The 26,064-nt window shown below is 54.9% G+C and carries 29 protein-coding genes, 1 tRNA gene and 1 pseudogene; 19 read left to right on the plus strand and 12 right to left on the minus strand.

Annotated features, from left to right (window positions below):
* Positions 1 to 8 precede the first annotated feature (8 nt).
* Complete coding sequence (locus tag ACP7BO_RS18275) at positions 9 to 920, minus strand: TauD/TfdA dioxygenase family protein (protein ID WP_426211928.1); 912 nt, start codon at positions 918 to 920, stop codon at positions 9 to 11.
* Positions 921 to 1,815: 895 nt separating this feature from the next.
* On the opposite strand from ACP7BO_RS18275, the gene ACP7BO_RS18280 reads away from it, so the two are divergent.
* From ACP7BO_RS18280 to ACP7BO_RS18290, 3 genes are all read left to right on the plus strand, one after another.
* Positions 1,816 to 1,995 (plus strand): DUF2986 domain-containing protein, encoded by a 180-nt coding sequence (locus ACP7BO_RS18280; protein WP_397454233.1) that lies wholly within the window; start codon positions 1,816 to 1,818, stop codon positions 1,993 to 1,995.
* A gap of 440 nt (positions 1,996 to 2,435) precedes the next feature.
* Positions 2,436 to 3,491: a fatty acid desaturase gene (locus tag ACP7BO_RS18285; protein ID WP_426211930.1), complete on the plus strand. Its 1,056-nt coding sequence runs from the start codon at positions 2,436 to 2,438 to the stop codon at positions 3,489 to 3,491.
* Between the two features lie 146 nt (positions 3,492 to 3,637).
* Complete coding sequence (locus ACP7BO_RS18290) at positions 3,638 to 4,783, plus strand: serine hydrolase domain-containing protein (protein ID WP_426211932.1); 1,146 nt, start codon at positions 3,638 to 3,640, stop codon at positions 4,781 to 4,783.
* A gap of 406 nt (positions 4,784 to 5,189) precedes the next feature.
* On the opposite strand, the gene ACP7BO_RS18295 is transcribed toward ACP7BO_RS18290, so the two are convergent.
* Positions 5,190 to 5,277: transfer RNA gene (locus ACP7BO_RS18295), tRNA-Ser, on the minus strand.
* 123 nt (positions 5,278 to 5,400) lie between these two features.
* Between ACP7BO_RS18295 and ACP7BO_RS18300 the strand changes: the two genes are divergently transcribed.
* From ACP7BO_RS18300 to ACP7BO_RS18335, 8 genes are all read left to right on the plus strand, one after another.
* Positions 5,401 to 6,072 carry a Bax inhibitor-1/YccA family protein gene (locus ACP7BO_RS18300; RefSeq protein WP_397454236.1) on the plus strand — a complete coding sequence of 224 codons (672 nt, stop codon included), beginning with the start codon at positions 5,401 to 5,403 and terminating at the stop codon, positions 6,070 to 6,072.
* 110 nt (positions 6,073 to 6,182) lie between these two features.
* On the plus strand, positions 6,183 to 6,575 hold the full coding sequence (tusD, locus tag ACP7BO_RS18305) for a sulfurtransferase complex subunit TusD (protein ID WP_426211934.1): 393 nt from the start codon (positions 6,183 to 6,185) through the stop codon (positions 6,573 to 6,575).
* 1 nt (position 6,576) lies between these two features.
* A complete protein-coding gene (gene tusC / locus ACP7BO_RS18310) occupies positions 6,577 to 6,939 on the plus strand; it encodes a sulfurtransferase complex subunit TusC (protein ID WP_397454238.1) in 363 nt (120 codons plus the stop codon).
* Positions 6,939 to 7,217: a sulfurtransferase complex subunit TusB gene (gene tusB, locus ACP7BO_RS18315; RefSeq protein ID WP_397454240.1), complete on the plus strand. Its 279-nt coding sequence runs from the start codon at positions 6,939 to 6,941 to the stop codon at positions 7,215 to 7,217. Before tusC ends, tusB begins: the two co-directional genes overlap by 1 nt.
* The gene (locus ACP7BO_RS18320; RefSeq protein ID WP_426211937.1) at positions 7,214 to 7,549 is read left to right on the plus strand and encodes a TusE/DsrC/DsvC family sulfur relay protein; all 336 of its coding nucleotides are present in this window, start codon (positions 7,214 to 7,216) and stop codon (positions 7,547 to 7,549) included. Before tusB ends, ACP7BO_RS18320 begins: the two co-directional genes overlap by 4 nt.
* Complete coding sequence (locus ACP7BO_RS18325; RefSeq protein WP_397454242.1) at positions 7,546 to 8,547, plus strand: glycosyl transferase family protein; 1,002 nt, start codon at positions 7,546 to 7,548, stop codon at positions 8,545 to 8,547. Before ACP7BO_RS18320 ends, ACP7BO_RS18325 begins: the two co-directional genes overlap by 4 nt.
* A gap of 88 nt (positions 8,548 to 8,635) precedes the next feature.
* A complete protein-coding gene (locus tag ACP7BO_RS18330) occupies positions 8,636 to 9,634 on the plus strand; it encodes a glutathione S-transferase family protein (protein WP_426211939.1) in 999 nt (332 codons plus the stop codon).
* A gap of 71 nt (positions 9,635 to 9,705) precedes the next feature.
* The gene (locus ACP7BO_RS18335) at positions 9,706 to 9,933 is read left to right on the plus strand and encodes a YheU family protein (RefSeq protein WP_397454244.1); all 228 of its coding nucleotides are present in this window, start codon (positions 9,706 to 9,708) and stop codon (positions 9,931 to 9,933) included.
* A gap of 119 nt (positions 9,934 to 10,052) precedes the next feature.
* On the opposite strand, the gene ACP7BO_RS18340 is transcribed toward ACP7BO_RS18335, so the two are convergent.
* Positions 10,053 to 10,385 carry a YnfA family protein gene (locus tag ACP7BO_RS18340; RefSeq protein WP_426211942.1) on the minus strand — a complete coding sequence of 111 codons (333 nt, stop codon included), beginning with the start codon at positions 10,383 to 10,385 and terminating at the stop codon, positions 10,053 to 10,055.
* A 202-nt stretch (positions 10,386 to 10,587) separates the two neighbouring features.
* Between ACP7BO_RS18340 and ACP7BO_RS18345 the strand changes: the two genes are divergently transcribed.
* Positions 10,588 to 10,746, plus strand: a complete 159-nt coding sequence (locus ACP7BO_RS18345) for a DUF3309 family protein (RefSeq protein WP_171970583.1) — start codon at positions 10,588 to 10,590, stop codon at positions 10,744 to 10,746.
* 71 nt (positions 10,747 to 10,817) lie between these two features.
* On the opposite strand, the gene ACP7BO_RS18350 is transcribed toward ACP7BO_RS18345, so the two are convergent.
* From ACP7BO_RS18350 to ACP7BO_RS18365, 4 genes are all read right to left on the minus strand, one after another.
* The gene (locus tag ACP7BO_RS18350; RefSeq protein ID WP_426211944.1) at positions 10,818 to 12,896 is read right to left on the minus strand and encodes an LTA synthase family protein; all 2,079 of its coding nucleotides are present in this window, start codon (positions 12,894 to 12,896) and stop codon (positions 10,818 to 10,820) included.
* Positions 12,897 to 13,462: 566 nt separating this feature from the next.
* On the minus strand, positions 13,463 to 13,654 hold the full coding sequence (locus ACP7BO_RS18355; protein WP_060693723.1) for a PLDc N-terminal domain-containing protein: 192 nt from the start codon (positions 13,652 to 13,654) through the stop codon (positions 13,463 to 13,465).
* 83 nt (positions 13,655 to 13,737) lie between these two features.
* Positions 13,738 to 14,268, minus strand: a complete 531-nt coding sequence (locus tag ACP7BO_RS18360; RefSeq protein ID WP_397454248.1) for a hypothetical protein — start codon at positions 14,266 to 14,268, stop codon at positions 13,738 to 13,740.
* Positions 14,269 to 14,338: 70 nt separating this feature from the next.
* On the minus strand, positions 14,339 to 14,872 hold the full coding sequence (locus tag ACP7BO_RS18365) for an ankyrin repeat domain-containing protein (RefSeq protein ID WP_426211947.1): 534 nt from the start codon (positions 14,870 to 14,872) through the stop codon (positions 14,339 to 14,341).
* A 313-nt stretch (positions 14,873 to 15,185) separates the two neighbouring features.
* Between ACP7BO_RS18365 and ACP7BO_RS18370 the strand changes: the two genes are divergently transcribed.
* Complete coding sequence (locus tag ACP7BO_RS18370; RefSeq protein ID WP_003442035.1) at positions 15,186 to 15,464, plus strand: DUF3509 domain-containing protein; 279 nt, start codon at positions 15,186 to 15,188, stop codon at positions 15,462 to 15,464.
* 134 nt (positions 15,465 to 15,598) lie between these two features.
* Here ACP7BO_RS18370 and ACP7BO_RS18375 read toward each other — a convergent pair whose 3' ends face one another.
* From ACP7BO_RS18375 to aroC, 3 genes and pseudogenes are all read right to left on the minus strand, one after another.
* Entirely contained in the window at positions 15,599 to 16,144 is a 546-nt protein-coding gene (locus ACP7BO_RS18375) for a 1,2-dihydroxy-3-keto-5-methylthiopentene dioxygenase (protein WP_397454250.1), read from the minus strand.
* 109 nt (positions 16,145 to 16,253) lie between these two features.
* Positions 16,254 to 17,407: pseudogene (locus tag ACP7BO_RS18380) on the minus strand (MFS transporter).
* 28 nt (positions 17,408 to 17,435) lie between these two features.
* The gene (gene aroC, locus ACP7BO_RS18385) at positions 17,436 to 18,527 is read right to left on the minus strand and encodes a chorismate synthase (RefSeq protein WP_426211950.1); all 1,092 of its coding nucleotides are present in this window, start codon (positions 18,525 to 18,527) and stop codon (positions 17,436 to 17,438) included.
* Between the two features lie 143 nt (positions 18,528 to 18,670).
* Between aroC and ACP7BO_RS18390 the strand changes: the two genes are divergently transcribed.
* The gene (locus tag ACP7BO_RS18390; RefSeq protein ID WP_397454255.1) at positions 18,671 to 19,669 is read left to right on the plus strand and encodes an alpha/beta hydrolase; all 999 of its coding nucleotides are present in this window, start codon (positions 18,671 to 18,673) and stop codon (positions 19,667 to 19,669) included.
* A gap of 59 nt (positions 19,670 to 19,728) precedes the next feature.
* A complete protein-coding gene (locus tag ACP7BO_RS18395) occupies positions 19,729 to 20,520 on the plus strand; it encodes a hypothetical protein (protein WP_426211952.1) in 792 nt (263 codons plus the stop codon).
* Positions 20,521 to 20,619: 99 nt separating this feature from the next.
* Here the strand turns inward: ACP7BO_RS18395 and prmB are convergent, their stop codons facing one another.
* Positions 20,620 to 21,528, minus strand: a complete 909-nt coding sequence (gene prmB, locus ACP7BO_RS18400) for a 50S ribosomal protein L3 N(5)-glutamine methyltransferase (RefSeq protein WP_426211954.1) — start codon at positions 21,526 to 21,528, stop codon at positions 20,620 to 20,622.
* A gap of 273 nt (positions 21,529 to 21,801) precedes the next feature.
* Here prmB and ACP7BO_RS18405 point away from each other — a divergent pair, with 273 nt between their 5' ends.
* The 3 genes from ACP7BO_RS18405 to ACP7BO_RS18415 all read left to right on the plus strand — a co-directional run bounded on the left by ACP7BO_RS18405 (position 21,802) and on the right by ACP7BO_RS18415 (position 23,478).
* Positions 21,802 to 22,392, plus strand: coding sequence for a cysteine hydrolase family protein (locus ACP7BO_RS18405; RefSeq protein ID WP_060693742.1), 591 nt, complete (start codon positions 21,802 to 21,804; stop codon positions 22,390 to 22,392).
* Positions 22,393 to 22,536: 144 nt separating this feature from the next.
* On the plus strand, positions 22,537 to 22,857 hold the full coding sequence (locus tag ACP7BO_RS18410) for a hypothetical protein (protein ID WP_060693744.1): 321 nt from the start codon (positions 22,537 to 22,539) through the stop codon (positions 22,855 to 22,857).
* A gap of 63 nt (positions 22,858 to 22,920) precedes the next feature.
* Complete coding sequence (locus ACP7BO_RS18415) at positions 22,921 to 23,478, plus strand: Smr/MutS family protein (protein WP_397454257.1); 558 nt, start codon at positions 22,921 to 22,923, stop codon at positions 23,476 to 23,478.
* Between the two features lie 105 nt (positions 23,479 to 23,583).
* Here ACP7BO_RS18415 and ACP7BO_RS18420 read toward each other — a convergent pair whose 3' ends face one another.
* Entirely contained in the window at positions 23,584 to 24,831 is a 1,248-nt protein-coding gene (locus ACP7BO_RS18420) for a hypothetical protein (protein ID WP_426211957.1), read from the minus strand.
* A gap of 685 nt (positions 24,832 to 25,516) precedes the next feature.
* Here ACP7BO_RS18420 and folE point away from each other — a divergent pair.
* A complete protein-coding gene (gene folE / locus ACP7BO_RS18425; RefSeq protein WP_019826593.1) occupies positions 25,517 to 26,062 on the plus strand; it encodes a GTP cyclohydrolase I FolE in 546 nt (181 codons plus the stop codon).
* The last annotated feature ends 2 nt before the right edge of the window (positions 26,063 to 26,064 follow it).

Genomic DNA, 26,064 nt, shown 5'->3' on the forward strand with positions numbered 1-26,064 from the left:
TTGGTCTGTCAGGCGGCGAGGTGTTTTTTATCGGCTTCGGTTTTCGGCGAGCGGGTCTCGGGTGTGGGTTTGAGCGCCTGGCTCAAGCGGCCGTCAACACCGACCGGCACATCACCATCAATGGTGGTACGGCGCACAATGCGCTGTGCATCCCCGTAATCGTTGATCGCAATGTGTTGAGTGGCGCGGTTATCCCAGATCACCACATCCCCTTCCTGCCAGCGCCAGCGCACGGTGTTGTCGACGTGGGTTATGCGGTCGTGAAACAGACGGATTAACTGTTTTGAATCATTACTGCTGACACCTTGAATCTGTTTAACAAAGTGCCCCAATAACAAACTTCTCTCGCCCGACTCCGGGTGCACGCGCACTAAAGGATGTTCAGTTTCGTAAACTTCGGCCGTGAACTGTTCGCGATAACGCTTGAGCCCCGATTCATCTGTATTACGCGGAGCGGCATAGTCATAAAGATTGGTGTGCAAGGCGCGTAAACCATCGGCCAGTTGTTTTAAAGAGTCAGGCAAGTCGGCATAGGCCGTTGCCGTATTGGCCCATACGGTGTCACCGCCATAAGGTGGAATCACTACACCGCGCAGGATGGAAATTTTCGGGTAATTGGCCACAAACGTCACATCGGTGTGCCAGGAGTTGGCCCGTGTTTCCTTGGCATCCAGGTGCAGGATGGCAGTACTTTGCTCGGCCGAACGCACAGTCGGGTGCGGTACCTGAGTACCGAAACGTCGGGAAAATGCTTCGTGCTCGGCGTCATCGAGATGCTGGTCGCGAAAGAAAAGTACTTTGTATTTCAACAGTGCTTCATTAATAAACTCGAATGCTTGCGCACTGATATCGCCGCCCAGTTTTATGCCGTCCAATTGCGCACCAATTCGACCTGCGACGGGTTTTATTTGAATTGTCATAGCACCACTCCTGCCTTATGAACCGTTGTTGGCCAGATCATAAAGGCATAAAAGCAACACTGACTAATCACCATTTAATATAAAGATATGCGAATGACCCGCTAGAACCAAGCGACTCTTAACCACACTAAATTGTTATATATGTCTGGTTTTAAGCTCATAACTTTTTATGAGGACGCCGAGTGAAACGGGTGCAAGCCCGGACACGATGATCTAATGAGGGAAATGAACAAATAGTGGCGGGCAACATAGAAATGGCCCGATATGATAGACACACAATCCTGCGGGACTGCTGCGCCAATATCACTGGGCCAAGGACTTTTCCGTGGGGTGCAGCCCGATGACAGACAACGTCCATTGACTGAGCTGCCAAGGACAGAAGTACGCCCTATATCAATACGTCATAAGAACCTGTCGTTCGGTAAAAAATTACAATACTGCGCCCGTTTACAACGACTGATCCCAGTTGGTCATCAGAAAGCTGAACACCGCAAACCCGACCAGAATAAGTGCAAATATGTGTTTTTTATTAATTTTGCTGACCTTGTCTTTCATGACGGCTCCTTGAGTGACGTTTTTTTTCATGCCACCCCAGCTTAATCCAAAAAAAAACAAATACAAAAACGTAGGAAACAGCTGCCTGAACAGGGGGTTGTCGCCATTAACGGAAGGTTCAGGGCATTGGGGAATGAGCTGCGGGCGGCGAGTGCGTTACCCACTGACCAAAGGTGACCCGCCGCACGCGGCCTCGCCCACAATTGATCACGGTAAGCATGCAAGCGAGCGCCTGACGGCGCGCCTGTTTGCGACCTTATGATCCAGCAAAGCGCTACAGGGATCGGGCCGGTGTTTTAAGCTGGTATCATTCGAGAATTTACAAGCCAAGCAGAAAAACATGAATCGTCGGAAGAAAATCACCCAGCTATTAAAGGCTCATGCCAAAAAGGCCAGTGCCAAACTGGCACCGCAAAAAAAGGCCAAATACATCAGCAAGGCTGACCGCTTGAAGCTGGCTGCGCAAGACAGCACTGACGCTGCCACTGACCTCCCTGCGCAAGCACCCGATGCTTCTTGAGGCTGTCCAGGCATTGGAGTCGACACTTTCAGTGAACCCTTTCCGTTAGATTTTGTTCGTATCCGGGTGACATCCGTCTCGGCATGAAAGATACCCCCCCCCCGAATCCCAAGCCGACCTGGTTGCGCAGGTCAGGCTGTACTCAGCCGTCACAGAGCAGCCTATTCAGGCATGTGGCGGGCCAGGGGGGGTGGACCTGGAGGCGGAGCGCACCGACGGTGCAATCCCTCCCGCCCGCCAAGTTGTTATCTTGCATACCGCTGATCCCCAAAAGTGAAACCTAACTGAGCTCCACATATAATTAGATTGTTAGACAATACAACATTTATATATCCGCCCGTCAGATTAGACACTTGGAAAAAATTAAAAACTTGCCCTAAATTTTATATGTGCTTCTCTAGAGACGCTAACCCGAACCATCGTCTTCAAAGGATGAAGTGATGAACGCCTTACATAAAACCTCTACCAGTCTTCTCTCAAAAACAGAGCAAGATTCAATCAACGATATCACTCAGAAAATCACACAGCACAGTAACGAGCTGCGTAAAAAATATCGCCTTCTAGGTTATCAAAACGTTATAGGCGCCAGCGTGATGACACTGTCTGTTACTGGCATGATCATCATGGGCACGCTGTACATCAAAGGCATCATACCCGCGTGGCTTTGTATTGTGACCAATGCGTTATTGACGTCGCTCATACATGAACTTGAACACGACTTGATTCATCGCTTGTATTTCAGGAAACAACCTTTTGCGCACAACCTGATGATGCTGTTGTGCTGGATAACCCGCCCGGGGATGCCAAGCCCTTGGTTAAGGCGAGAGTTGCATTTTCACCACCATAAAGAGTCGGGCACGGATACCGATGTTGAAGCCTGGATCACAACCAGCGGCAGCAAGTGGGGCGCTAAAAGGTTCTTGAAACTCATCGATGGATTTGTATTCGGCATTGTAAATGCGTTGTTTGCGCCTACCTGGCGAGAAAAGCTCAGGCTGACCCTTAAGGTGCTGCGCTTGAACGCGCCCATGGGCCTGCTGTACTGGGGCTGCTGGTATGTGTTTTTGGGGTATCACCTCTACACATGGACCAGCTCCCTGATGGGCTTCAACTATCAGCCATCGCCAACAACATCAATATTGATGACCGTGATAAATAGCGCAGTGGTCATTATTGTCGCGCCAAATATAATACGGCAGTTTTGCCTATTCTTTATTAGCTCGAACATACATTATTACGGCGATGTAATGCCACGTAATGCCTTGCAGCAAACTCAAGTCATGAACCATTGGTGGCTGTGGCCATTCCAGTTATTTTGCTTCAATTTTGGCAGCACTCACTGCATTCATCACTTTGTGGTTAAAGACCCGTTTTATCTCCGTCAAATGACAGCGCCGTACGCCCATAAGGTATTAGCGGAAGCCGGCATCCGCTTTAATGACTTCGGCACTTATAAACGCTCAAACCGCTACACACTGACGCAACCGAACACTTAAACAAACTGCATTACCCATATCTATTTTAGTCCGCTACAGAACAGGCCTGCCGCACTAGTAAGCCGGGACAAACCACTCGTTAAACCCTGCCCTTTTTACTCACGGTTTAAACGACGATACAACTCTAAATGGATGGAGTCTCAAGCATGGAAGCTACAGGGATATGTGCGAATGAATTCGACAGCATAAAGAATGCTTTTGAAGATATTTTTAAAGACCCGCAGGAGCGAGGTGGGGCACTCTGCGTGAAGATTGGCGATGAGACTGTTGTGGATTTATGGGCAGGTTCGTCGGATCTTGAGGGCAACAAACCCTGGAATAAAGATACGTTGGTAAATACATTCTGCACTATCAAACCCTTCGCCGCAGTTGCTGCATTAATGCTGGTCGAGGATGGGAAATTAGAGTTAGACATTCCGGTGGCTCATTACTGGCCTGAGTTTGCACAGGGCGGTAAAGATAAAATCACCTTGCGTCATGTGATGAGCCATACCTCCGGAATCCCAGCGTTTAGGCTCCCGGACCGCAACCCTGCGATGTATGACTGGGAGCATATGATTAATGACCTGGCTGCTGAGCCTTTATGGTGGCAACCAGGAACTGATCTGGGCTATGGCACCACAACCTATGGCTGGATAATCGGGGAGCTGATTCGGCGAACTGACGGTCGCAACCCCTGCGCCTTTATCCATGAAGAAATAACACAGCCCCATGGACTAGACGTTCATCTGGGCGTGGACCAACAAGATTATTACCGCATCGCCCATTTTGACGCGGCCAAGGGACGAACAGGTGACCCTTACTCCAAGCACCTGCGAGCAGTGGTCGCTGGTGATTCGCAAGACATTTCGACTTTGGCATTCACCAATCCGGGAATGTCGCCCAAGCGTTCATCTGACCCAAGATGGTGGGCCTTCAAGCACCCCGGGGCGTGCTCACATAGTACGGCAAGTGGTTTAGCCGGCTTTTACAGCGCACTCCTGGCCGGGCACTTCATCAGTACGCAGATGCTGAATGAATTTACCAAAGAGCAAAGCAGCGGCATGGATCGCATCTGGAAGCGGCCAATGCGCTATGGCCTGGGTTGCATGATGGAACAGAAAGCCGATCCGAACGCATCACACTGCATGGGGCCAAACACATTTGGCCATATAGGGCTTGGCGGTCCAATAGCCTTTGCAGACCCTGAGCGCGAGATCAGTTTCAGCTTTGTGACAACCACTTCAGGGGGGCACACGATGATTGATCCACGCGCACAGCACCTTGCAGCCCTGGCCTACGCGGCAATCTGAACAATCGCAGGTCAACTTGGTGCACAGCGATGCCAGCCCCGCAAGCAACCGGACAGTACCGCGACATGCGAAACCGACTCGATAGCAAACACCGCTGACGGGTGAATCCCTGCCCTGCAACCCGGTGTAGTGTGTTGTATTACACATCACTACACCGGTCCCTCCACGCCTGCTTTCTCCCGGCGTCTGCCTGACGAAACGGCTGACACCCTCGCCCGAGCCACTACCCCGTAGTAAATCCTTATGGGTCATCGAAGCCCTTCGCGATTACTTACAGCACATTAATCAGGAAAGGTAATGCGAAGAACCTGAAACGATTCGGGAAAGACGAGAGTCTGCGCAGAGATTTTTCCAAAACCCAGAAACGACAAAGCCCGCCAATGGCGGGCTCTGCGGTGTAGCAATATGGCGGAGGCGATGGGATTCGAACTCATGGACCTGTTACAGTCGACGGTTTTCAAGACCGTTGCCTTAAACCACTCGGCCACACCTCCTAACGTTGTTGCGGGCGCCATAATACCTGAATGAAACACGTTGTCAAACTCTCTTGATCCCTTGTTTCAGAGCCTCTGCTATGATCTTTGCAACTTAACATTTCCAGACACAGGAGTATCGCCATGCGCGAACAGGATTACTCAGTTAATAGCAACGTGCAGGCCGAACAGCTAGAGGTTAGCCGTGTCTTGCGTAACACTTACGGTCTGCTTGCTCTGACACTGGCTTTCAGCGGTGTGATGGCATACATCTCCCAGCAGATGCATGTCGGCTACCCAAACATTTTCGTTGTACTTATCGGCTTTTACGGCCTGTTTTTCTTGACTAACAAGCTACGCGACTCGGCATGGGGCCTCGTGTCTGCTTTTGCCCTGACCGGCTTCATGGGTTTCCTGCTGGGCCCGATTCTCAACCGTTACCTGGGCATGCAGGGTGGCGCTGAAGTCGTTAGTTCTGCATTCGCCATGACGGCGCTGGTTTTCGGCGGTCTCTCGGCCTATGTGCTGATCACACGCAAGGACATGAGCTTTCTGGGTGGCTTCATCACTGCTGGCTTCTTTGTTCTGCTGGGCGCAACACTGGCGAGCTTCTTCTTCCAGATCAGCGGCCTGCAACTGGCTATCAGCGCCGGTTTCGTACTGTTTTCTTCGGTCTGCATCTTGTTCCAGACCAGCGCCATCATTCAGGGCGGCGAGCGTAACTACATCATGGCGACCATTAGCCTGTATGTATCGATCTACAACCTGTTCATCAGCCTGCTGCAAATCTTCGGCATCATGAGCCGCGATGACTGATTGACAGCCGCTGCACATAAGCCCGCTTCGGCGGGCTTTTTATTGCCTGTAGCAAGCATCTTTAGGCGTCTGGCTTTATCATTGCGGCAGATTTGCCGACAGAGCACACCATGAAATTTGCCATCGCCCTATATTCAGCAGCCCATGCGCCCTCCTCCCGCCGAGCACTGCGTTTTGCCGAGGCAGTATTGGCGGGCGGCCATGAGATTGTCCGGTTGTTTTTTTATCAAGACGGCGTCCACAGCGCTTCGAGCAACATCGTGACGCCTCAGGACGAACAAGACCTCGCACAGCAATGGGCGACCTTCGTCAGTAACAATCAACTCGATGGTGTGGTGTGCATTGCAGCAGCCCTGCGTCGCGGGGTGCTGAATGAGGATGAAGCTGCGCGATACCAACGCCCGGCGGTCAACTTACAAGCACCGTGGGAGTTGTCTGGTCTGGGGCAGTTACATGATGCGATTCAATCGGCCGATCGACTGATCTGCTTCGGAGGCCATTGATATGCCTAAGTCGCTATTAATCATTAGCCGCCAGGCACCCTGGTCCGGCCTCAGCGCTAAAGAAGCACTGGATATCGTGCTGGCAGGCGGAGCATTCGACTTGCCGATCGGCCTGCTGTTTATGGATGACGGCGTATTTCAGCTTGTACCGGATCAAAAGGCCGTCGCCGTCCAGCAAAAGAACCTCACAGCCAATCTACAGGCCTTGTCCCTGTTCGGTGTAGAGGATCTGTTCGCTTGCAGCCACAGTTTGTCCGTTCGCGGCATCGCGCCCGCGGGGCTTGCCGTTGATGACGCACAGCCGCTGTCGCCAGAAGAAATCCGCACACTTATTGACCGTTATGACCAAGTGATAACTCTCTGATGTCGACCTTACACGTTCTGAGTCATTCGCCATTTTCAGACACACGCCTGGGTAGCTGCTTACGCATTCTGGGCAGCAGTGACGCATTGCTGCTCTGTGGCGATGCGGTATATGCCCTGCAGCAGCAAAGCAGCACACTTGAAGAAAAGACCGTCTTTGCTCTCGAAGAAGACCTGCAGGCGCGCAATATCGAGTGTCCGCAGTGGGCGACTCCGGTTGACTACCCGGCCTTCGTCGATCTGTCGATCCAGTACGACAAGGTCAATAGCTGGCTATGAATGCACTCACCCTCGACGGTAAACATATCCCGCTGGATAAAGACGGTTATCTACTCGATCTCAACGATTGGTCTGTAGACGTCGCTCAGGCGCTGGCCGAGCAGGCAGGCATAGAACTAAGCCCCGAGCACTGGGAAATTCTTGATCTGCTGCGCGACTTTTATCAGGAGTTCCAGCTGTCTCCCGCTACCCGCCCGCTGATCAAGTACACCGCACTCAAGCTGGGGGTCGATAAAGGCAACAGCCTGCATCTCAATCGCCTGTTCAATGGCACCCCCGCCAAACTCGCCGCCAAGCTGGCGGGCCTGCCAAAGCCGACTAACTGCCTATGAACACCCCTGCGCCACTTACTCTGGAAACACCTGCTGAACATCCTTTCGCACCATTTGTACGCATCCTGGGCAAGGGCAAGCGCGGTGCCCGCAACCTGACTCGCGAAGAAGCCCGCGAGGCGATGGGCATGTTGCTCGATGAGAAGGCTGAGGACACACAACTGGGCGCCTTCCTGATGTTGTTGCGACACAAGGAAGAAAGCCCTGAAGAATTGGCCGGTTTCACCGAAGCAGTACGCGAGCGTCTGACAGCCCCCGCAATCAAAGTCGATATCGACTGGCCGACGTACGCAGGCAAGAAGCGCCATTTACCCTGGTATCTGCTGGCGGCCAAATGCCTGTCCCAAAATGGCATACGCATATTTATGCATGGCGGCGGCGCCCATACCGCAGGCCGGCTGTACAGTGAACAACTGCTCGATGAGCTGGCCATACCGCTGTGTCGCAACTGGCAAAGCGTTGAAGTCGCTCTGGACCGGGACAATCTGGCATTTATGCCGCTGCAGGACTGGGCACCGCAATTGCAGCGCATGATCGATCTGCGCAACACCCTTGGCTTGCGCTCACCGATTCACTCGCTGGCACGCATTCTGAATCCCCTGGGTGCGCGTTGCGGCCTGCAGAGCATCTTTCATCCGGGTTACCAAAGCGTGCATCGCGAAGCCAGCGGCCTGCTGGGTGACACCAGCATCGTGGTTAAAGGCGATGGCGGTGAAATCGAAATCAACCCGGACAGCCTGAGCCATCTTTACGGCACCACGGCAGGAGCGAACTGGGACGAAGAGTGGCCTGCCTTGTCTGCACAGCGCCACGTCAAACCGGCGACACTGGAGACTCAACATCTCAAGGCACTATGGCGTGGAGAGGTCGAAGACAGCTATCCGCAACTGGCTCTGATATCGACCATGGCCCTTGCCATGCGTGGGTTGGGAACACCCCGCGAACAAGCCTTCGAGCTGGCACAGCGTTATTGGGACAATCGCAACAAATCGATTTAACTGATGCTTGGCGCCCAAGTTTTGCGCTTTTTGTTCGAACTCAGCCCATTAGACTGAACTCCAACGCAAAATAGCCAAGGAGCCTCACATGGGCCTGTTGATCGAAGGACACTGGCATGACCAGTGGTACGAAAGCAGCAAGGACGGGGCGTTCCAACGCGAGCAGGCATTGCGCCGCAACTGGGTGACCATGGACGGCTCGCCCGGGCCGACGGGTAGCGGTGGCTTTGCAGCCCAGGCAGGCCGCTACCACCTGTACGTCTCCCTCGCCTGCCCCTGGGCCCACCGAACCTTGATCACCCGCCAAATCAAAGGCCTTGAGTCGCTGATTGAGGTATCGGTGGTCAGTTGGCTGATGCTGGAAAACGGCTGGACCTTTGACAAGGCTTTTGGCTCCAGCGGAGACCGTCTCGACAACCTGAACTTTTTGTATCAGCACTACATCCTGGACACGCCCGATTACTCTGGCCGCGTCACCGTGCCCGTGCTCTGGGACAAGCAGCAACAGTGCATTGTCAGCAACGAGTCGGCCGATATCATCCGTATGTTCAACACTGCATTTGACGGCCTGACAGACAACACCCTGGACTTGTATCCGCAGTCGCTGGCCGCACAGATAGATAGCTGGAATGAAAGGATTTACCCGGCACTGAACAACGGTGTCTACCGCGCTGGATTTGCCACTTCCCAATCGGCTTACGAACTGGCATTTGATGATGTATTTCGCGAACTTGACCAGCTGGAAGCGCACCTGACACAACATCGCTACCTGGCTGGCGAGTTTTTAACTGAGTCAGATATACGTCTATTCACCACACTGATCCGGTTTGATGCGGTGTACTACAGCCATTTCAAATGCAATGAGCGGCGTATTGCCGATTATCCGAATTTGTCCAACTGGCTACGCGAGCTCTACCAATGGCCTGGCGTTGCGCAAACCGTGGATTTCACCCACATCAAGGGACACTATTACGCCAGTCACCGCACAATCAATCCTACGGGCATCATCCCTAAAGGCCCGGCGCTGGACTTTACCCGCCCCCATGACCGTACCCGACTGACAGGCAAGGGCATCCAGCAACGCTAAAACCTGCAAATCTGCTGGCCGCACAGGCTTGCGGCCAGTAGCATCGCGCGCACTGTTTACGAGAACGTCCCATGCTTATCCCATACGACCAGCTTGAACCTGACACCCTGACCCGCCTGATTGAAGACTTCGTGAGCCGCGAAGGAACGGACAATGGTGATGACACACCTCAGGAGACACGCGTGCTACGAGTACGCCATGCCCTGAGCAAAGGCCAGGCCGTAATCTTCTTCGACCTCGAAAGCCAGCAGTGTCAGCTGATGCCCAAACACGCAGTACCAAAAGAGCTTTTTGATTAACGATCACCGCTTGCCGTTTGTGCCCGCCTCTAGCCGGCGGCGCGGGCCGGTATCGGCAAGGCGGCCCAGCAAAAAAACAAATCGGATTGAGCTACAACCTGCAGTGGCAGGAAAGACGATCATGGACTCGAGAAGCGCGGGCCCAGCAAAATAATTGTCGCGCCCATCACGCACAATCCAAGTCCCAGCCAGTCGGATCCCAACGGCCGAATACGCTCCACCACTGCCAACCAGGCAATCGACGTCACAATGTAGATCCCGCCATAAGCCGCGTAGGCACGCCCGGCATAGGTTGCCTCGACTTTGGTCAACAACAGGGCAAACACCGCCAGACTCAAGACTGCAGGCACCACCCACCAGACACTCTTGCCCTGGCGCAGCCACATCCAGAACCCATAGCAGCCCGCTATCTCAAACAGGGCGGCCAAAAAAAACCAAACGTAATTAAGCATGTGTGAACTCTCCCAATGCGCAGCGCGCAACCCTACGCGCCGGCCTTTGGCCGATCAAGGCTGAAGTGTTTTGAGAACCGAATGAATAAAAGTTGAATTTTCCACAGGCAGGACAAGTCGGACGTTATAAGCACTGCCTATTCATGCTTTTGAAACAGTGCCCTTAACAACCTGCAAGTTGGCAGAACACATCAATAAGGAAATGATCATGACCACGATTCTACTCATCATCCTGATTCTGCTGTTAGTCGGCGGATTGCCTGTGTTCCCCCACTCAAAAAGCTGGGGCTACGGGCCGTCAGGCATCATCGGCGTCATCCTTGTGGTGCTGTTGGTTTTGCTGTTACTCGGCAAGATATAGCCCCAAACGGGTTCACAATCCGCGCACAATAAAAAAGAGGCCCTAAGGCCTCTTTTTTATTGCGCGTTTACTTACTTCGGATCTTCAACACCCGCGGTGTTATCCAGCAGGCTCTTGGTTGCCGTCTGCAGGAAGGATTCGAGTTTCTTTTTAAGCTCGGCCTCATCCGGCGAATCGGTTACAACCTTGGCTTCAGGATTGGCGCCCAGGTTGTACTGCCAAACCTTGGCCGGCATATCCTTGGGCTGAACCAGCAAGTGGTCGCCACTGATGATTGCCACTGTCTGGTCACTGCCGGACGGCTTGATCACACCCGTCCCCTTGTCGCCTTCAGGCAGAGTCAGCAGATCGCGACCCCAGCATTGCTGACGGAACTCGCCACCCAGACGGCCCATGATGGTAGGGACGATATCAACCTGTGTCCCCACGGTGTCATTGCGCGCGCCAAACTTCTCCTGGATGCCAGGCCCGATCAACAGCAATGGAACGTTGAAGCGCCCCAGGTCCATCTCGGAGATCTGCTGTTCGTTACCGAAGCCGTGGTCGCCAACGACCACAAACAGCGTTTCCTTGAAGTACGGTTCTTTACGCGCTTTTTCAAAGAACTGACCCAGCGCCCAGTCCGAGTAACGCATCGCAGTCAAATGCTCGTTGAGCGACCCACGGTCAGTTACGGGCTCGACCGGCAATGGCGTCGGCAAGGCATACGGCGTGTGGTTGGACAGGGTTTGCAGCAAGGCATAGAACGGTTCTTTGCCTTCACGCTTTTTCAGCTCTTCCAGACCACGGTTGAACATGTCCTGATCGGACACGCCCCACGTCGGATCCGAGAACACCGGGTCAACAAAATCGTTACGCCCCACAAAAGTGGTCATACCCTGATTGCTGAAGAAACCCGACTGGTTGTCCCAGGCAAAATCACCGTTGTAGACATAGACGTCGTCAAACTTGCGGGCACTGAGCAGCTCAGGCAAACCGGACAGCTTGTGGCTGCCTTCCGGAGTTTGCATCAGGTATTCGAAACCAGGCAGGTTCGGGAAACAGGCCATGGTTGCGAACATACCCTGATGGGTATGCGTGCCGTTGGAGAAGAAGCGCTCAAACAACAGGCCTTCTTTAGACAGATTGTCAAAGTACGGGGTGACATTGCCCGGACGACCCAGCGCACCCACCGAGTGCCCGGCGAAGCTTTCCATCAGGATCACGACAACGTTCTTGATCGGCAGGGTTTTTTCATCCGGTGGCGTGGTATCGCGACGTACCGGCGCCGTGTCCGGATCGACCAGTTTGTCGTTTTCGGTCAACAACATGTCGCGCACGGTCTGTTGGGCCACTGGCTCTTCCAGCGTGGCCTTCCAGATGTTGGTGCGTTCGTCGGAGAAGCGGCTTTTCGCAGCGGTAATCAGCGACAGGGAGCCGTTAAGACCCAGCTGGTTGGCAAAGTTGGAGTCGGTTGTGTAGGCATCGCCCCAGCGCAGCGGAGGACCTTGACGCAAGGTGCCGCGAGCAGCAACCACACATACCAGCAGTACCACCACAAAGACCGCGATACGGCCATACCACGGTGCTACGGCACGGGCTGTGCCGGCTACAGCAGAGGTAGTGCGCGAGCTGGTCAGTCGATCGGCACCGCGAAATGCAAAGTACAGAATGACCGTTCCAACAGCCCAGGCCAACAGGTAGCGCACCACCGGAAAACCGTACCAGAGCATGCTCATCACGGTTTTAGGGTCTTCCTTGACGTACTGGAACACCAGGCCGTTAAGACGCTGGTGGAACTCGCGGTAGAAGTCCATCTCCATCAGGCCCAAAAAGAGCGCCAGGCTGGAAGCGGCTGTCAGCCAGAAGCGCATCACACCGCGCATCGTCATGGCTTTAACACTGAGCATCGCCAGCAGTAGAGGAATGCTGAGATACACCACAATTCGCAGGTCAAATCGCAGACCGTTGGCGAACGCTTCGAGGAAGGTCGAAGCCGGGGTATCGAGGATCATTTCACGGTTGTAAACCAGCAGTGCCACCCGTAGCAGGGTGAACATCAACATCATGATCAAGGCGCAGAGCAGCGTAAACGCCAGATGCGATTTGACGGTCGGTTGCAACATACGCATTGCGGCGTGCTGTTGTTTTGGGGCGTCCGGGTTTGCCATGTCTTTTAAGGACCCATTTGTTCAAGTTAAAAAAGTAGTCAGCCGATATTTTGCTGGCGGATTGTCTTGAATAGATCGTGAAAATTCCGTGCAGAGCACATCTTGAAACATAAGAAAGGGCCTTTCGGCCCCTCTTGCTCAAGGTTCTGATGATATTTCAGGGTGGTAGCCATGAGGCTCACAATGAAACATCAACAGGCCCTGGAAGATACTCGATCGCTACCCGGCCTGCTCACTGCCTGCAAAACATAGTGCGGCAAAGCGAAAACACCGATATGGATTTCAGACATGCCTGACCACGGTTTTCGCAGAGCAACACTTAACCCCGCTCGACAGGGTCGGTGGACTGCACAATGATCACATCGGATTTTTCTTTGAATGGAGGGCAACGGACGGTCACCCGCCCTTGACCGACAGACAAACCAGCGGTGCTTGGGCTACCGCCAGTTCAACTGCCCAACAACGAGGCGCATTCTACTTCGGGGAAGATGTCAGGTCGAACTCTGGCGCAGACAAACTCAGCAGGCCGCCACGTCATACAACCGTCGCAGCCCGCTGAGTGCAGCTCAAATCCGCACATTGCCCCGTGGCCCGGCGATGGCCCAAATGATCAGGCCCAGCACCGGCAGGAAGATGATCAGCAATACCCAGATGACTTTCGCCCCGGTTCCTGCACTGCTTTTGATCACATTGATGATGGCCCAAATATCCAGAACCAGGATGATCAGACCAACCAGACCGTTAAACGTGGAACCCATGGTGACGCTCCTGAGTGAGTAATTGTTCACATAGGATAGTCAGCCGTGGCGAGGGTTCCGGTTTTTTATTGCAGTGGCCCGGGTCAGACGTGGACAGCAACTTTCAAGGCTTCCAGCGAAGGCGCTGCACTGATCCCTGCTTCGGCACACAGCTCCAGTACGCGAGGCACATCATTACCGTAAACCAGCACTACCTGGATCTCGTCATCCAGAGGCTGGCTGAGATTCATCAGCACGTACCCTCCTTTCTCCGGATTCATGCTCCCCATCTGGATCTGGATACGGTTAAGCGCTGTCAGCGCCTCGGTTTTAGCCAGCTGCTTGGGCTTGATATTGAATGCAACACCCGGCCCGAACGACGCAACGATCTGGGCAAACAGATCCATATAGGTATCGGCCTGAAACAGAACCGTGTCAGGCAGACTGCCGATCACAACCCATTCGCCCAGCGAAATCGGGAAGCTGTCGTCGTAGTTAATGTCCGGATTGGCGGCCAGAAATGCCGCCGGATCTGCGTAAGCCTGGGCTGCTTCTGCGGCGATTGCGGCGATATCGTCGTCGCCCATGCACCCAGAGCTGATTTTGCTGATGAGTTCAACGAGAGTGGTTTTCATGGGCATGGCCTGTCACGAGGAAAATTGAGGGCGCGCAGGATATATCAAATGCGCGCCGCAGGGTCTGAAATCAACCCGTCAGTTTTTCCAGCAGGGCCACAGCATCCGTGGCGCCCATGGTCCTGGCGGCATCCAGCGCCGTAATGCCATTGGCATCCTTGGCTTTTGGATCTGCGCCCTTGCTGATCAGGTAGTCGATGATCGCCACACGATTAAACATCGCCGCCATCATCAGCGCGGTACGGCCATCAAAAGAAGCGCCTTCCACTAGAGCGCCAGCCTCGACCAGCGCTTTGACCATCTCCAGGTCGCCTTTAAAGGCGGCGCCTGCGATCGGGCTCTGACCGTTGTCGTTGCGGATCTCCGGATCGGCTTTGTGTTCGAGCAAGACCTTCACTGCTTCAACGTGCCCGTGATAACTGGCCAGCATCAACAAGGTGTCGCCCTTGTGATTGCGCAAATTGGGCGGCAAACCCTTGCTCAGCAAGGCCGCCAGCATCGCGGCATCACCCTCTCGGGCCTTGTTGAAAACCTGCTCGGCAAACTCGGCGGCCTCTTCCGGGGTCATCTGCCGATTTTTGTCTGCTGGCTTGTCGTCTGACATATGAAGCTCCACGTTCGTTACAAAGATATCCAGTTTCCTGAGACCGGCCCCGCGTGTCATCCCTTTTTTGCTCAAGTGCGCCATAGCGACAATCAATCGACTGGAATAATTCCATCCAATGGGAAAATAACCCGGACAAAATGGGCAAAATGCAGGATGCACGATGGCCAGTCATGCAGATTGCACGACTGCCATCTCAGAGTGAAATTACAAGCCATTGATTTATAAGGATATTTTAAAAAATAAATAGTGGCACAATCACTGCAATACCTACTCCATGCATGCCCTTCATGAGCTAATGGAGCTGAATCACATGAGCCTGATCCAAGAAAAATTCGCATCGTTGTTCTCTAACCACAGCGTCACTGTCAAACCCCGCCCGGATGGCGGCGTGCTGTTGACCCTGTGCGACAGCGATGGCAAACAGACACAACGCTCAATTTCCTATGCGCAATTGCACACCGCAGAACAACTGACCTGGGTGATCAGTGCGATTCGCCGCGACCTGGCCGGCACAGCCAGTGAACTGCCGACGATTTCGATGTTGCAAAGCCAGCACCGTTTTGCCCTGCCGACCTACCACTCCCGGTAGTCGTTGCCCCTGCATAAACGCAGAATGCTAAAAAGCCAGCAGACGCTTTCAACGCGGCTGCTGGCTTTTTTGTGCACCCGGGACCGGCTCATCCTGCGGGATCGATCCTGGCAAAGCTGAACGGCAGTTGCCCCTTAGTCTTCAAGGCGGGGGAAGCGGCTGGCGATGTCATCACCGGTGAAATTCGCCACCGGGCCTTCAGGGCTGCTGAACAGGCGAACGGTCACAAAATGTGGATGTTCGCCCATGTCAAACCAGTGCGGCGTGCCCGCGGGGATGGAAATCAGGTCATTTTTTTCGCACAGGACTGCGTAAAGATAATCGCCAATATGCAAGGTAAACAGCCCACGCCCGGCAACGAAGAAACGCACGTCATCTTCGCTATAGCGATGCTCGTCAAGAAACCTGGCTCTCAACTCGGCTTTTTGCGGATGGTCGCGGTCGAGGCTGATCACATCGACAGTGGTATAGCCGCGCTCGGTCATCAATTGATCAATCTGCTCGCGATAGGCATCGATCACTTCTTCGTGGCTGGCACCCGCCCGGATCGGCGCGGCCGTTTGCCAGCGGTCAAAGTGAATGCCCTGCTCGGCCAGAGTCGCAGCAATGTCTTCAAGGTGGGTCAACACCTTGTTCGGTATTTCGGGGCTTGATACGTGATAAACGAACAGACTGCTCATGGGGCGTGGTTCCTCGGCATAGACATGCGCTTCGGGCTTTTTAAAGCCGTTCTGGCATCCCTTTCAAATCAGGCTGCAGGCTTCTTTGCGGTGAAGTCCGGGTCAAGGCTTATGCCCTGTCCTCTTGCAATCGAGTGGCAATGATAACGGCTGCCGCCAGCGCTGCGACGCTTGCCATACTAAAGGTGATGGTCGGGCCCAGCGTGTTCCAGCTGTAACCGGCATACAACGCACCGACTGCGCCGCCAATGCCCGCCAGGGTGGCATACAGCGCCTGCCCCTGCCCTTGCTGGCCCGGACCGAAACTGCGCTGCACAAAAGTCATGGCTGATGCATGAAAACTGCCGAAGGTGGCGGCGTGCAGCACTTGCGCCAGCAGCAGCACCCACAAGTACTCGGCAAAAGAACCCAGCAGCAGCCAGCGCAAGGCGGCCAACAGAAAACTGAACATCAATACCCGGCGCACCGAAAATCTTTGCAGGATGCGGCGCATGGCCAAAAACATCAGTACTTCGGCCACCACTCCCAGCGCCCATAGCAAGCCGATCACACCCCGGCTGTAGCCCAGGCCCTCAAGGTGCAAGGTGAGGAAGGTGTAATACGGCCCATGGCTCATTTGCATCAACGCGACACAGGCATAAAACGCCAGGACACCCGGGCTGCACAGCTGCTTTAAAAAGCCTCCGGCGATCAGTTTCCGGCCCTGTTGCGAGGGCTGGGCGTTTGGCACCCACAGGCTGAATAAAACAATCCCGGCCATGACGACGATCAGGGCGACCGGGTAGATATCCAGGCTGAGCCATTCAAACAGACGCCCCAGAATCACCACAGTGAGGATGAACCCGATCGACCCCCAGAGGCGTATCTGGCTGTAACGCTCGGGCTGTTCGCGCAAATGAGCGAAGGTAATGACTTCAAATTGCGGCAACACGGCGTGCCAAAAGAATGCGTGCAACGCCATGACCAGCGCCAGCCAGGCATAACTCTTGCTGAAGAAAATCAGGCTGAAACTGAGCAGCGTGCAGAGCGCTCCCAGACGCACAATCAGCAGACGCTGACCGGTGTAATCACCCAGCCAGCCCCATAGATTGGGGCTACGCAGCGCATCAGCATCGGGATGGCCACCAGTTCGCCTATTCGCGCGCTGGAGAACCCGAGGTGATGGAAGTACAGCGCCAGAAAAGGCGCTGTCGCACCGAGCAATGCGAAGTAAAAAAGATAGAACCCCGACAACCGCCAGTAAGGAAGTGGCGCCACCGTCATCAGACCATGGCGCTCAACAGTCCTTGCATTACAACTGGCCCAGCACAGGCGTGTTCACACGCACGTCGGCATTCTGCCCGCGGTGGCGCAGCAGGTGATCCATCAACACGATCGCCATCATCGCTTCGGCAATCGGTGTGGCACGGATACCTACGCACGGGTCGTGGCGGCCCTTGGTGATGACATCGACCGGGTTGCCGTCAACATCGATCGAACGGCCTGGGGTAGTGATACTGGATGTCGGCTTGAGCGCCAGATGGGCAACAATTGGCTGACCGCTGGAAATACCGCCCAAAATGCCGCCCGCGTTATTGCTGAGGAAGCCTTGTGGCGTCATCTCGTCGCGATGCTCAGTGCCGCGCTGGGCGACACTGGCGAAACCGGCACCGATTTCAATGCCTTTGACTGCGTTGATGCTCATCAGCGCGTGGGCCAGTTCGGCATCCAGACGGTCAAAAATCGGCTCGCCCAGGCCCGGAATGACACCTTCGGCAACGACCGTAATCTTGGCACCCACGGAATCCTGATCGCGCCGCAGTTGATCCATGTAGGCCTCAAGCTCGGGCACTTTGTCGGGGTCTGGGCTGAAGAAAGCGTTCTCTTCGACCGAGTCCCATGTCTTGAACGGGATTTCAATCGGGCCCAGTTGGCTCATGTAGCCACGAATCACAATGCCCTGGGTCGCCAGGTATTTTTTGGCAATCGCACCGGCCGCCACGCGCATGGCGGTTTCACGGGCCGAACTGCGGCCGCCGCCGCGGTAATCACGCTCGCCGTATTTGTGGTGGTAGGTGTAGTCCGCGTGGGACGGGCGGAACAGATCCTTGATCGCCGAGTAGTCCTTGGACTTCTGATCGGTATTGCGGATCAGCAGGCCTATGGCGCAACCGGTAGTCCGGCCTTCAAAAACGCCTGAGAGGATTTCGACTTCGTCGGCCTCCTGGCGCTGGGTGGTGTGACGGCTGGTGCCAGGCTTGCGTCGATCCAGATCGTGCTGCAGGTCTTCAATGGACAGCTCGAGCCCGGGCGGGCAGCCATCAACAATGGCGACCAACGCCGGGCCATGGCTTTCGCCAGCGGTGGTGACAGTGAACAGCTTGCCGAAGGTATTGCCGGACATGCAGGGCGCTCCGCGAAAATCAGCCGATTAAATTCAGCCTAGATAACTATGCGCGCCAGTATACGCAGGCTGCCCTTGTAGTTCATCCTCGAACCTTACTCATCCGGGTTTGTCCAACCGGCACATTAGACAATGATGGCGTGATGATGCTGCGAATACTCTTTTTAGCCCTGACCCTGTTCGGCACCCAGGCCCTGGCAGCCCCTCCCTCGAATGTTTTGCTGCGGCCCATCGAGCTGGATACCGGCTCCGGTACCCTCTATGGCTCGCTGGTATTGCCAAAGAGCGACAAACCGGTGCCCGTGGTGCTGATCATTGCCGGCTCCGGCCCCACTGACCGCGATGGCAACAACACCATTGGCGGACGCAATGACAGCCTGAAAAAGCTGGCATGGCGCCTTGCCCAGAGCAATATCGCCAGTGTGCGCTTCGATAAGCGCGGGATTGCCCAAAGCCAGCCCGCCGGACCTGACGAAAGCAAACTGAGCCTGGACCAGTACGTCACCGACGCCGTGGCCTGGGGCGAAAAACTCAAGAGTGACCCGCGCTTCGGCAAAGTGTTTGTTCTGGGGCATAGCGAAGGTGCGCTGATCGCCAGTCTGGCCGCGCCACGCATAGGCGCCGCCGGGGTGATCTCGATTGCCGGTACGGGCCGCCCGGTCGGCCAGTTATTGCGCGAACAACTACAGCGTAATCACCTGCCACCGGCCATGCTCAAACGCAGCTTTGAACTGATCAGCACCCTCGAAGCCGGACGTACCGATGACAATGTCCCCGCCGACCTCGAAGTGATTTTCCGTCCGAGCGTGCAGCCGTACATGATCAGCCTGCTGCGTTACAACCCGGCGACTGCATTCGCCGCGTTGAAGATGCCGGCCCTGATTATTCAGGGCACCCATGACATTCAGGTCGAGGTCAAGGATGCACGCCTGCTCAAGGCGGCCAAGCCGGATGCGGTGCTGACCCTGATCAACGGCATGAACCACGTAATGCGCATAGTGCCGATGGACATGAAACGTCAGATCCAGTCGTACAACGACCCCAATCAGCGGCTGGCGGGAGAACTGGGTGACAGAACTGTGCGCTTCATCACCAAAGTGAATGCTTCCCAGCCCTCCAGTCCTGGCACTAACGGCCGATAAGCCAGTGTCGACCGCCTAAATCTGGTCGACATACCGGGCTTGCACAGGACTCTGCCGTTATGAGCGACACCCCATCACCACCCGCCGGCTCCGAAGAGCCGGCATCGCCCGAGGCCTCTGTGCGGCCTTGGGCCGATGTGCAACCCGAGCACTTCAAAATGCTGCGCCTGGCGCCGCTGCAGACTGACCGCAGCACCGGCGCACGGCCTTTGCGCTTCGTGCAGTTCGGCTATGCCGAGCGCAATAACCAAGACCTCAGCCTGCTGCGCCTGGAGATCCTGCTGCCCGGGCAAAAGGTGCGCAAAGAACAGAACCAGCTCGACATATGGGTTGACCATGCCACCCGGCGAGTGAGCATCAGCCCAGAGCGCGGTGTACTGGTTGAACCCATGAATCGCGGAATCGGGCGTTTCCTGATGGCCCAGGCTATTGAGTGGGTGCAGAAAAAATGGGCGCGTTACCATTTTGACAGCATGGCATTGCCCACCCGTGACGCCCTGAACGAAGACAGCCGCCTGCGCCGTGATCACTGCTTGCGCACGCAGGGCTTTGATGTGATCTATGAGGACGTGCTGCAGCGTCAGGCGCGGATCGAAAAAGTACTGGCTGGCGAGCTGTACAACACCTGGAACAGCGAAAAAATTCAGTTCGTGGAGATTCTCGAGGCCGCACAAATGCTCCAGCAAGCGGAGCAAAATCTGCAGGCACAAGAATTGAAGCTGCGTGAAAAAGAAGAACGGATCAGCAAATACCAGCGCGAAGACACCGGCCTGCGTTTCACCATCACCTGCCTGGTGGCCTTTGCGGTATTCCAGGCAGCGCTATTGATCTGGATAGCGACACATCGCTAGAAACTGTAGGCAGCCACAGCTTGTGGGAGCCCGGCATGCCAGCGATAACGACGACACTGATGCAATCGCTGACAAGCCAGACGCCTACAGGTCCCGGGTTTAAACCCGAGCAGCAAACAACGCTTGATGTTCACGGCATTGCTCGGCCGTGAGCATGAATACGCCGTGACCGCCGCGCTCAAATTCAAGCCAGGCAAAATCAACTTCCGGGTACAACGACTCGACGTGCACCTGGCTGTTGCCCACTTCAACAATCAACAAGCCTTTTTCCGTCAGGTGATCGCCAGCCTCGGCCAGCATCCGGCGTACCAGATTCAGCCCGTCATCGCCGCAGGCCAGACCCAGCTCAGGCTCGTGCTGATATTCCGCCGGCATGTCGGCAAAATCTTCAGCATCCACATACGGCGGGTTTGACACGATGAGATCAAAGCGCTGGCCCGGCAAGCCGTCAAAGCCGTCGCCCTGAACGGTGTACACGCGCTCATCAACGCCATGGCGTTCAATGTTCTGGTTGGCCACTTCGAGCGCTTCGTACGACAGATCGGCCAGTACGACTTCGGCGTTCTGGAACTCATACGCACAGGCGATACCGATGCAGCCCGAACCGGTACACAGATCGAGAATGCGCGCAGGCTCGCTGCCCAGCCACGGCTCAAAGCGGTTTTCAATCAACTCACCAATCGGTGAGCGCGGAATCAATACGCGCTCGTCAACGATAAACGACATGCCGCAGAACCACGCCTCTCCCAACAGGTAGGCGGTCGGCACCCGCTCTTCAATCCGGCGCTTGAGCAAATGCTGCAGGTGTACCAGCTCATCGTCTTCGAGGCGGCAGTCGAGGTAGCTGTCAGCAATTTCCCAGGGCAGGTTTAATGCCCCCAATACCAACTGACGGGCTTCGTCCCAGGCATTGTCGGTACCATGACCAAAGAACAGCTCTTCCCCATGAAAGTGGCTAACGGCCCAGCGAATATGGTCGCGCAGAGTGCGCAGGCGGGAAGTGATCAACGGTCTTACTCCTCAAAATCGACCGACGATTCTAACAGCCAAATACCCATGCGGTTAAAGTTGTGCCGGGCGGTTAACCGGGATGCCGTTTTTAAGAACAGAAAAACGCCGGCAAAACATGAAATCACTCCATTTCGTACATTTTCTCGCTGCAGCGCCCGCCGCTGACTGCGCTGTAGGCCAAGAACCACGGGGCTTACACGACTAGCCATTCACATAAGCGCTCCGCCAGTGGAGAATGTCGCAAAAGCCCCACTCAAAGGAGCCCCCCGAATGTCCGCTTTAAAGACGATGTTTCAACTCACTGGCCGTGGTTATGCCGCAGCAACGCTGAGCAATGCGAGCCTGCTGATCATCGATGCGCAAAATGAATACCTGAGCGGGCCTCTGGCCTTGTCGGGAATGGAAGCTGCTACAGCCAACATCGCTCTTCTGCTCGATGCGGCCCGCAAGGCCAAACGTCCTGTGATCCATATCCGTCACCTGGGCACGGTCGGCGGCATGTTCGACCCCCAGGGCGAGCGCGGCGCGTTCATCAAGGGTCTTGAACCTCAGGGCGATGAACTGATCATCGAAAAACGCATGCCCAACGCTTTCAATGACACCGGCCTGCAAAAAGCCCTGGAAAACCTCGGCTCCCTGGATGTGATTGTCTGCGGCTTCATGAGCCACTCCAGCGTCAGCACCACGGTTCGCGCCGCCAAGGACTATGGCTTGCGCTGCACCCTGGTCGAAGATGCCTGCGCCACACGAGACCTGCCCACCCCGGATGGCATTATCAGCGCTGCGCAAGTACAGAAAACCGAGATGGCAATCATGAATGACAACTTTGCCACCCTGACCCTGACTAAACATCTGATTTGATCCAGCCTTGCACCTGACAGACGGGACGCCAGGCCGGCTGTCAGGACAAACCGCCCCAACACGCCCCCCCCATTTCAGCGCACCTCAGGAACAACCTGTCCATGTTCCTGTCGAAGGGCCGATACCCTTTAAGGAAAGATCGGAATGAAGATCGCCGATGGTTTTGATGCGCGACGCTTGCGTCCCAAGGCACACAGCAACTGGCGCTCGCGTCTGGTGCTGACGTTTGCCGCCCTGCTGACGCTCTGCGGCGTGCTATTGCTACTGGCAGGCGCCAGCAGCCTGATTGGCCACCCAAGTGCTTTAGGCGAGCTTAACGCCAGCCCTGCCGGGGCGATCGTGGTGCTAGTGTTCGGTCTACTGATCAGCTGGCTGGGGATTTGGCTGTGGCGCCGCCGCCGTCGCCAGATGCGCCAACCCTTTGGGCTGAACATGGCGCCGCATCTGATGAAAAAACGCGACTGAAGCATATCCGCCGCCCGATTGTCGTCGACTTGGGTAAACTGGCCGCCCTTCGCGGAGGCTGACATGCAAGACGACGACTTTTCCCTGTTCAAAAACGAGACTCGCGGTGTAAAGCCGATCAAGCATGATCGGGCCGACACCGGCAAACCCAAATCCGACCGGGCACAACTGGCCAAACTGCGTCAGAACGCGACCGTGCGCAGCAATGCGACTATCATCGACGGTTTGTCCGACCAGTTTGTGATTGATGTCGGCCCCGAAGATCAGTTGAGCTGGGCACGAGACGGCGTGCAGGAAAGCCAGATGCGCAAGCTCAAGCTCGGCCAGATCAGCTTCGAGGGCAGCCTTGACCTGCACGGCATGACCGTCGAAAAAGCCCGTGAAACCCTCTGGGAGTTTCTCGGTGAAGCCACCCGGCTCGAAGTGCGCTGCGTACGCGTCACCCACGGTAAAGCCGTACGTCTGGACGGCAAGCGGCCGATGATCAAAAGTCACGTCAACACATGGCTGCGCCAGCACTCCAAAGTGCTGGGGTTCTGCTCCTGCCAGGCCAGGCATGGTGGCGCCGGCGCGGTCTACGTCATGCTCAAGCGCACCATGATGGAAGGTCGCGACGAGTAATCCTTATTGCCCCACTTGCAGTGCTGCAAGCCTCACTGCTCGGTGGTCATCATTTTGGCACATGAAAAAAAGCCCTGGCTAACCAGGGCTCAATAGAAAAAACAACTAGCGCCGCTCTAGCGTCAGGTAGTTATATTCAGGAATCAACCCGATCCGCAGGTCATGAAGCGTGCCATAGATATCTACCACCGTAATATCTTTGGTTGTTTGCTTAAGCACCTCTTTACTGGCGGTGACGTTAGTGTAAAACCAGAAATTCTCTTCACAAAGCACTTGGCCTACGACCAACTCACCACTGCGTGGATATTTGATTTTACCTTCAAGCCCCATTCCACGGCCTGTAAAATTCATCCACTCCCGTACGGCCAGCATACCAAGACCGTATTTATTAATTTGCATATAGTAAGGGGCATATGTATACCGGGTAGTATTACTCCCGGGCAAACCAATATATGTGATAGTTAGTTTAGACCTACCACTACCTGCGTTCCCCCAAACGACACCGGTTGAATCATCGAAATTCGGTATGGTTTTAATAGGAACAGCACGTCCACCGGGCATTCGAATATTAATATGATGTTCAAATGCACGGTATTTCCCGGTGAAAACTCCATCCCCGATAGGGGTATCTTTCAGATAACCGTTGGCCAGGCGATCACCGTAGCTCTCGGAAGGCAGGCGTGGAAAGCTGATCGGATCGATTTCAAATGACGAGTTAAATTTACCGCGACCGTCACCCTCACCGTTGTCGTCAGTCACCTCTGCGTAGTTGCTGCGAAATACCGTATTGTCGCTGTTGGTGATACGAGCCGCGAAACGTCGCTTGATGGTCGAGGTCGTTCTCAGGTAGAACCGGAAACACTGGTAGCCATTGGGGCAGTCATCCTGTAGCTCCACTGGGGCCGACGGCAAGGCAGGCAGTACTTCTTGCGCCCCGTCATTGATCGTCAGGGCCTGTTCGAAGGCACCCGGATCCCTGTCAACCTGCTCAAACAACTCCGGCTGTTCCAGTCGCAAGCTGCGGATCGAGTCAAGGAAACTTTGATCCCAAATAAAGCCCATATCCGTTTGTGACGTACTCCATGGTTGGAGTTCAGAACCAAAGTAGATGGTTTCAGAAGTGCCGTAATCGATCAGCCTGATACTATTAAGGTCTGCTGCCGAGACCGACACATAGTTACCTCGTGCATCCTGCGCCGCCAGGCGAACAGTCACAAGTACTTGCTGATTGCCATTATTAAGAAGTGGGTAACGCGAGTGTTGTAAGTGACTGTCATTATGAACAAACACTTTAAAATAAGACAGCTGAGTCCAACTTGACGCCTGGACCGTTGTTGCAATTGCTTCATTCATGGCGGGTGACCTAAAGATGAGTTATGCGGATTCCGCAAAGAGTTAAATACCAGAGACAATAAATATTTTATTGACCACGCCAGCCAACTTACAGAGGCTCTTTTACTTGGCGTGCCCGCACTATCTCAGCTATAAATCGGTGTTGCATTAATCACACCCTGTACGCGCCACAGTTACAAAGACCTGAGGGCAAAGAGCTCGCCTCGCATCCAGATTGTTTGACTGCAAAACGCCGCCTACATAAAGAGCGCCGCCAACGTGGCCGGAACGCAGAGGATTAAAAATCGAGTAAATCGGCTCACACCGGGTGCAACTCAATAGCCGGGTGCTGAATCCACTTGAGGGCACGAAGAAAATCACGATATTGCGCAAACTCAGGCCGTACCGGCTTGCGTAACCGGCAAAAAAGCTCTGCAAGCGCCGGCAAAACTCAAGATCAGGGCGCGCCGGTAATACACCTGTCGCCACACGTACGCTACCATGTGCTCCATGGCAGGCATGAACCCTGCGTTTATCGCCAATCAGCTTGGCCACGGCGTACAGATGTTGCTCTGGACTTACGCCAGATGGCTCAATCCCGGCACAGACCGGGGCGAGCTCGGGAAACTCGAAAACAGCATGATTGGTACAAAATTGGCACGACCCGACGAGGTGCCACTATGAAACCCGCATGGAATATAGCCCTGTGACATTGGAACAAAACTACACCGCGATCCTCGGTCAACTCGGCGAAGACGTTTCCCGTGAAGGCCTGCTGGATACGCCAAAGCGTGCCGCCAAAGCCATGCAGTATCTTTGCCGCGGCTATGAGCAAACCCTGGAAGAAGTCACCAACGGTGCCTTGTTCAGCTCTGACAACAGCGAAATGGTACTGGTCAAGGACATCGAGCTGTACTCGTTGTGCGAACACCACCTGCTGCCCTTCATCGGCAAGGCCCACGTCGCTTACATTCCGAGCGGCAAAGTGCTGGGCCTGTCGAAAGTGGCACGGATTGTCGACATGTACGCCCGTCGCCTGCAGATCCAGGAAAACCTGAGCCGGCAGATTGCCGATGCGGTGATGCAGGTTACCGGCGCGCTGGGCGTAGCCGTAGTGATTGAAGCCAAACACATGTGCATGATGATGCGCGGTGTCGAGAAACAGAACTCGTCGATGATCACGTCGGTGATGCTCGGTGAGTTCCGCGAAAACGCGGCTACCCGCAGCGAGTTTCTCAGCCTGATCAAGTAAGC

Source organism: Pseudomonas sp. TWR2-1-1 (genome assembly GCF_049897045.1).
GTDB classification, from domain to species: domain Bacteria; phylum Pseudomonadota; class Gammaproteobacteria; order Pseudomonadales; family Pseudomonadaceae; genus Aquipseudomonas; species Aquipseudomonas versuta.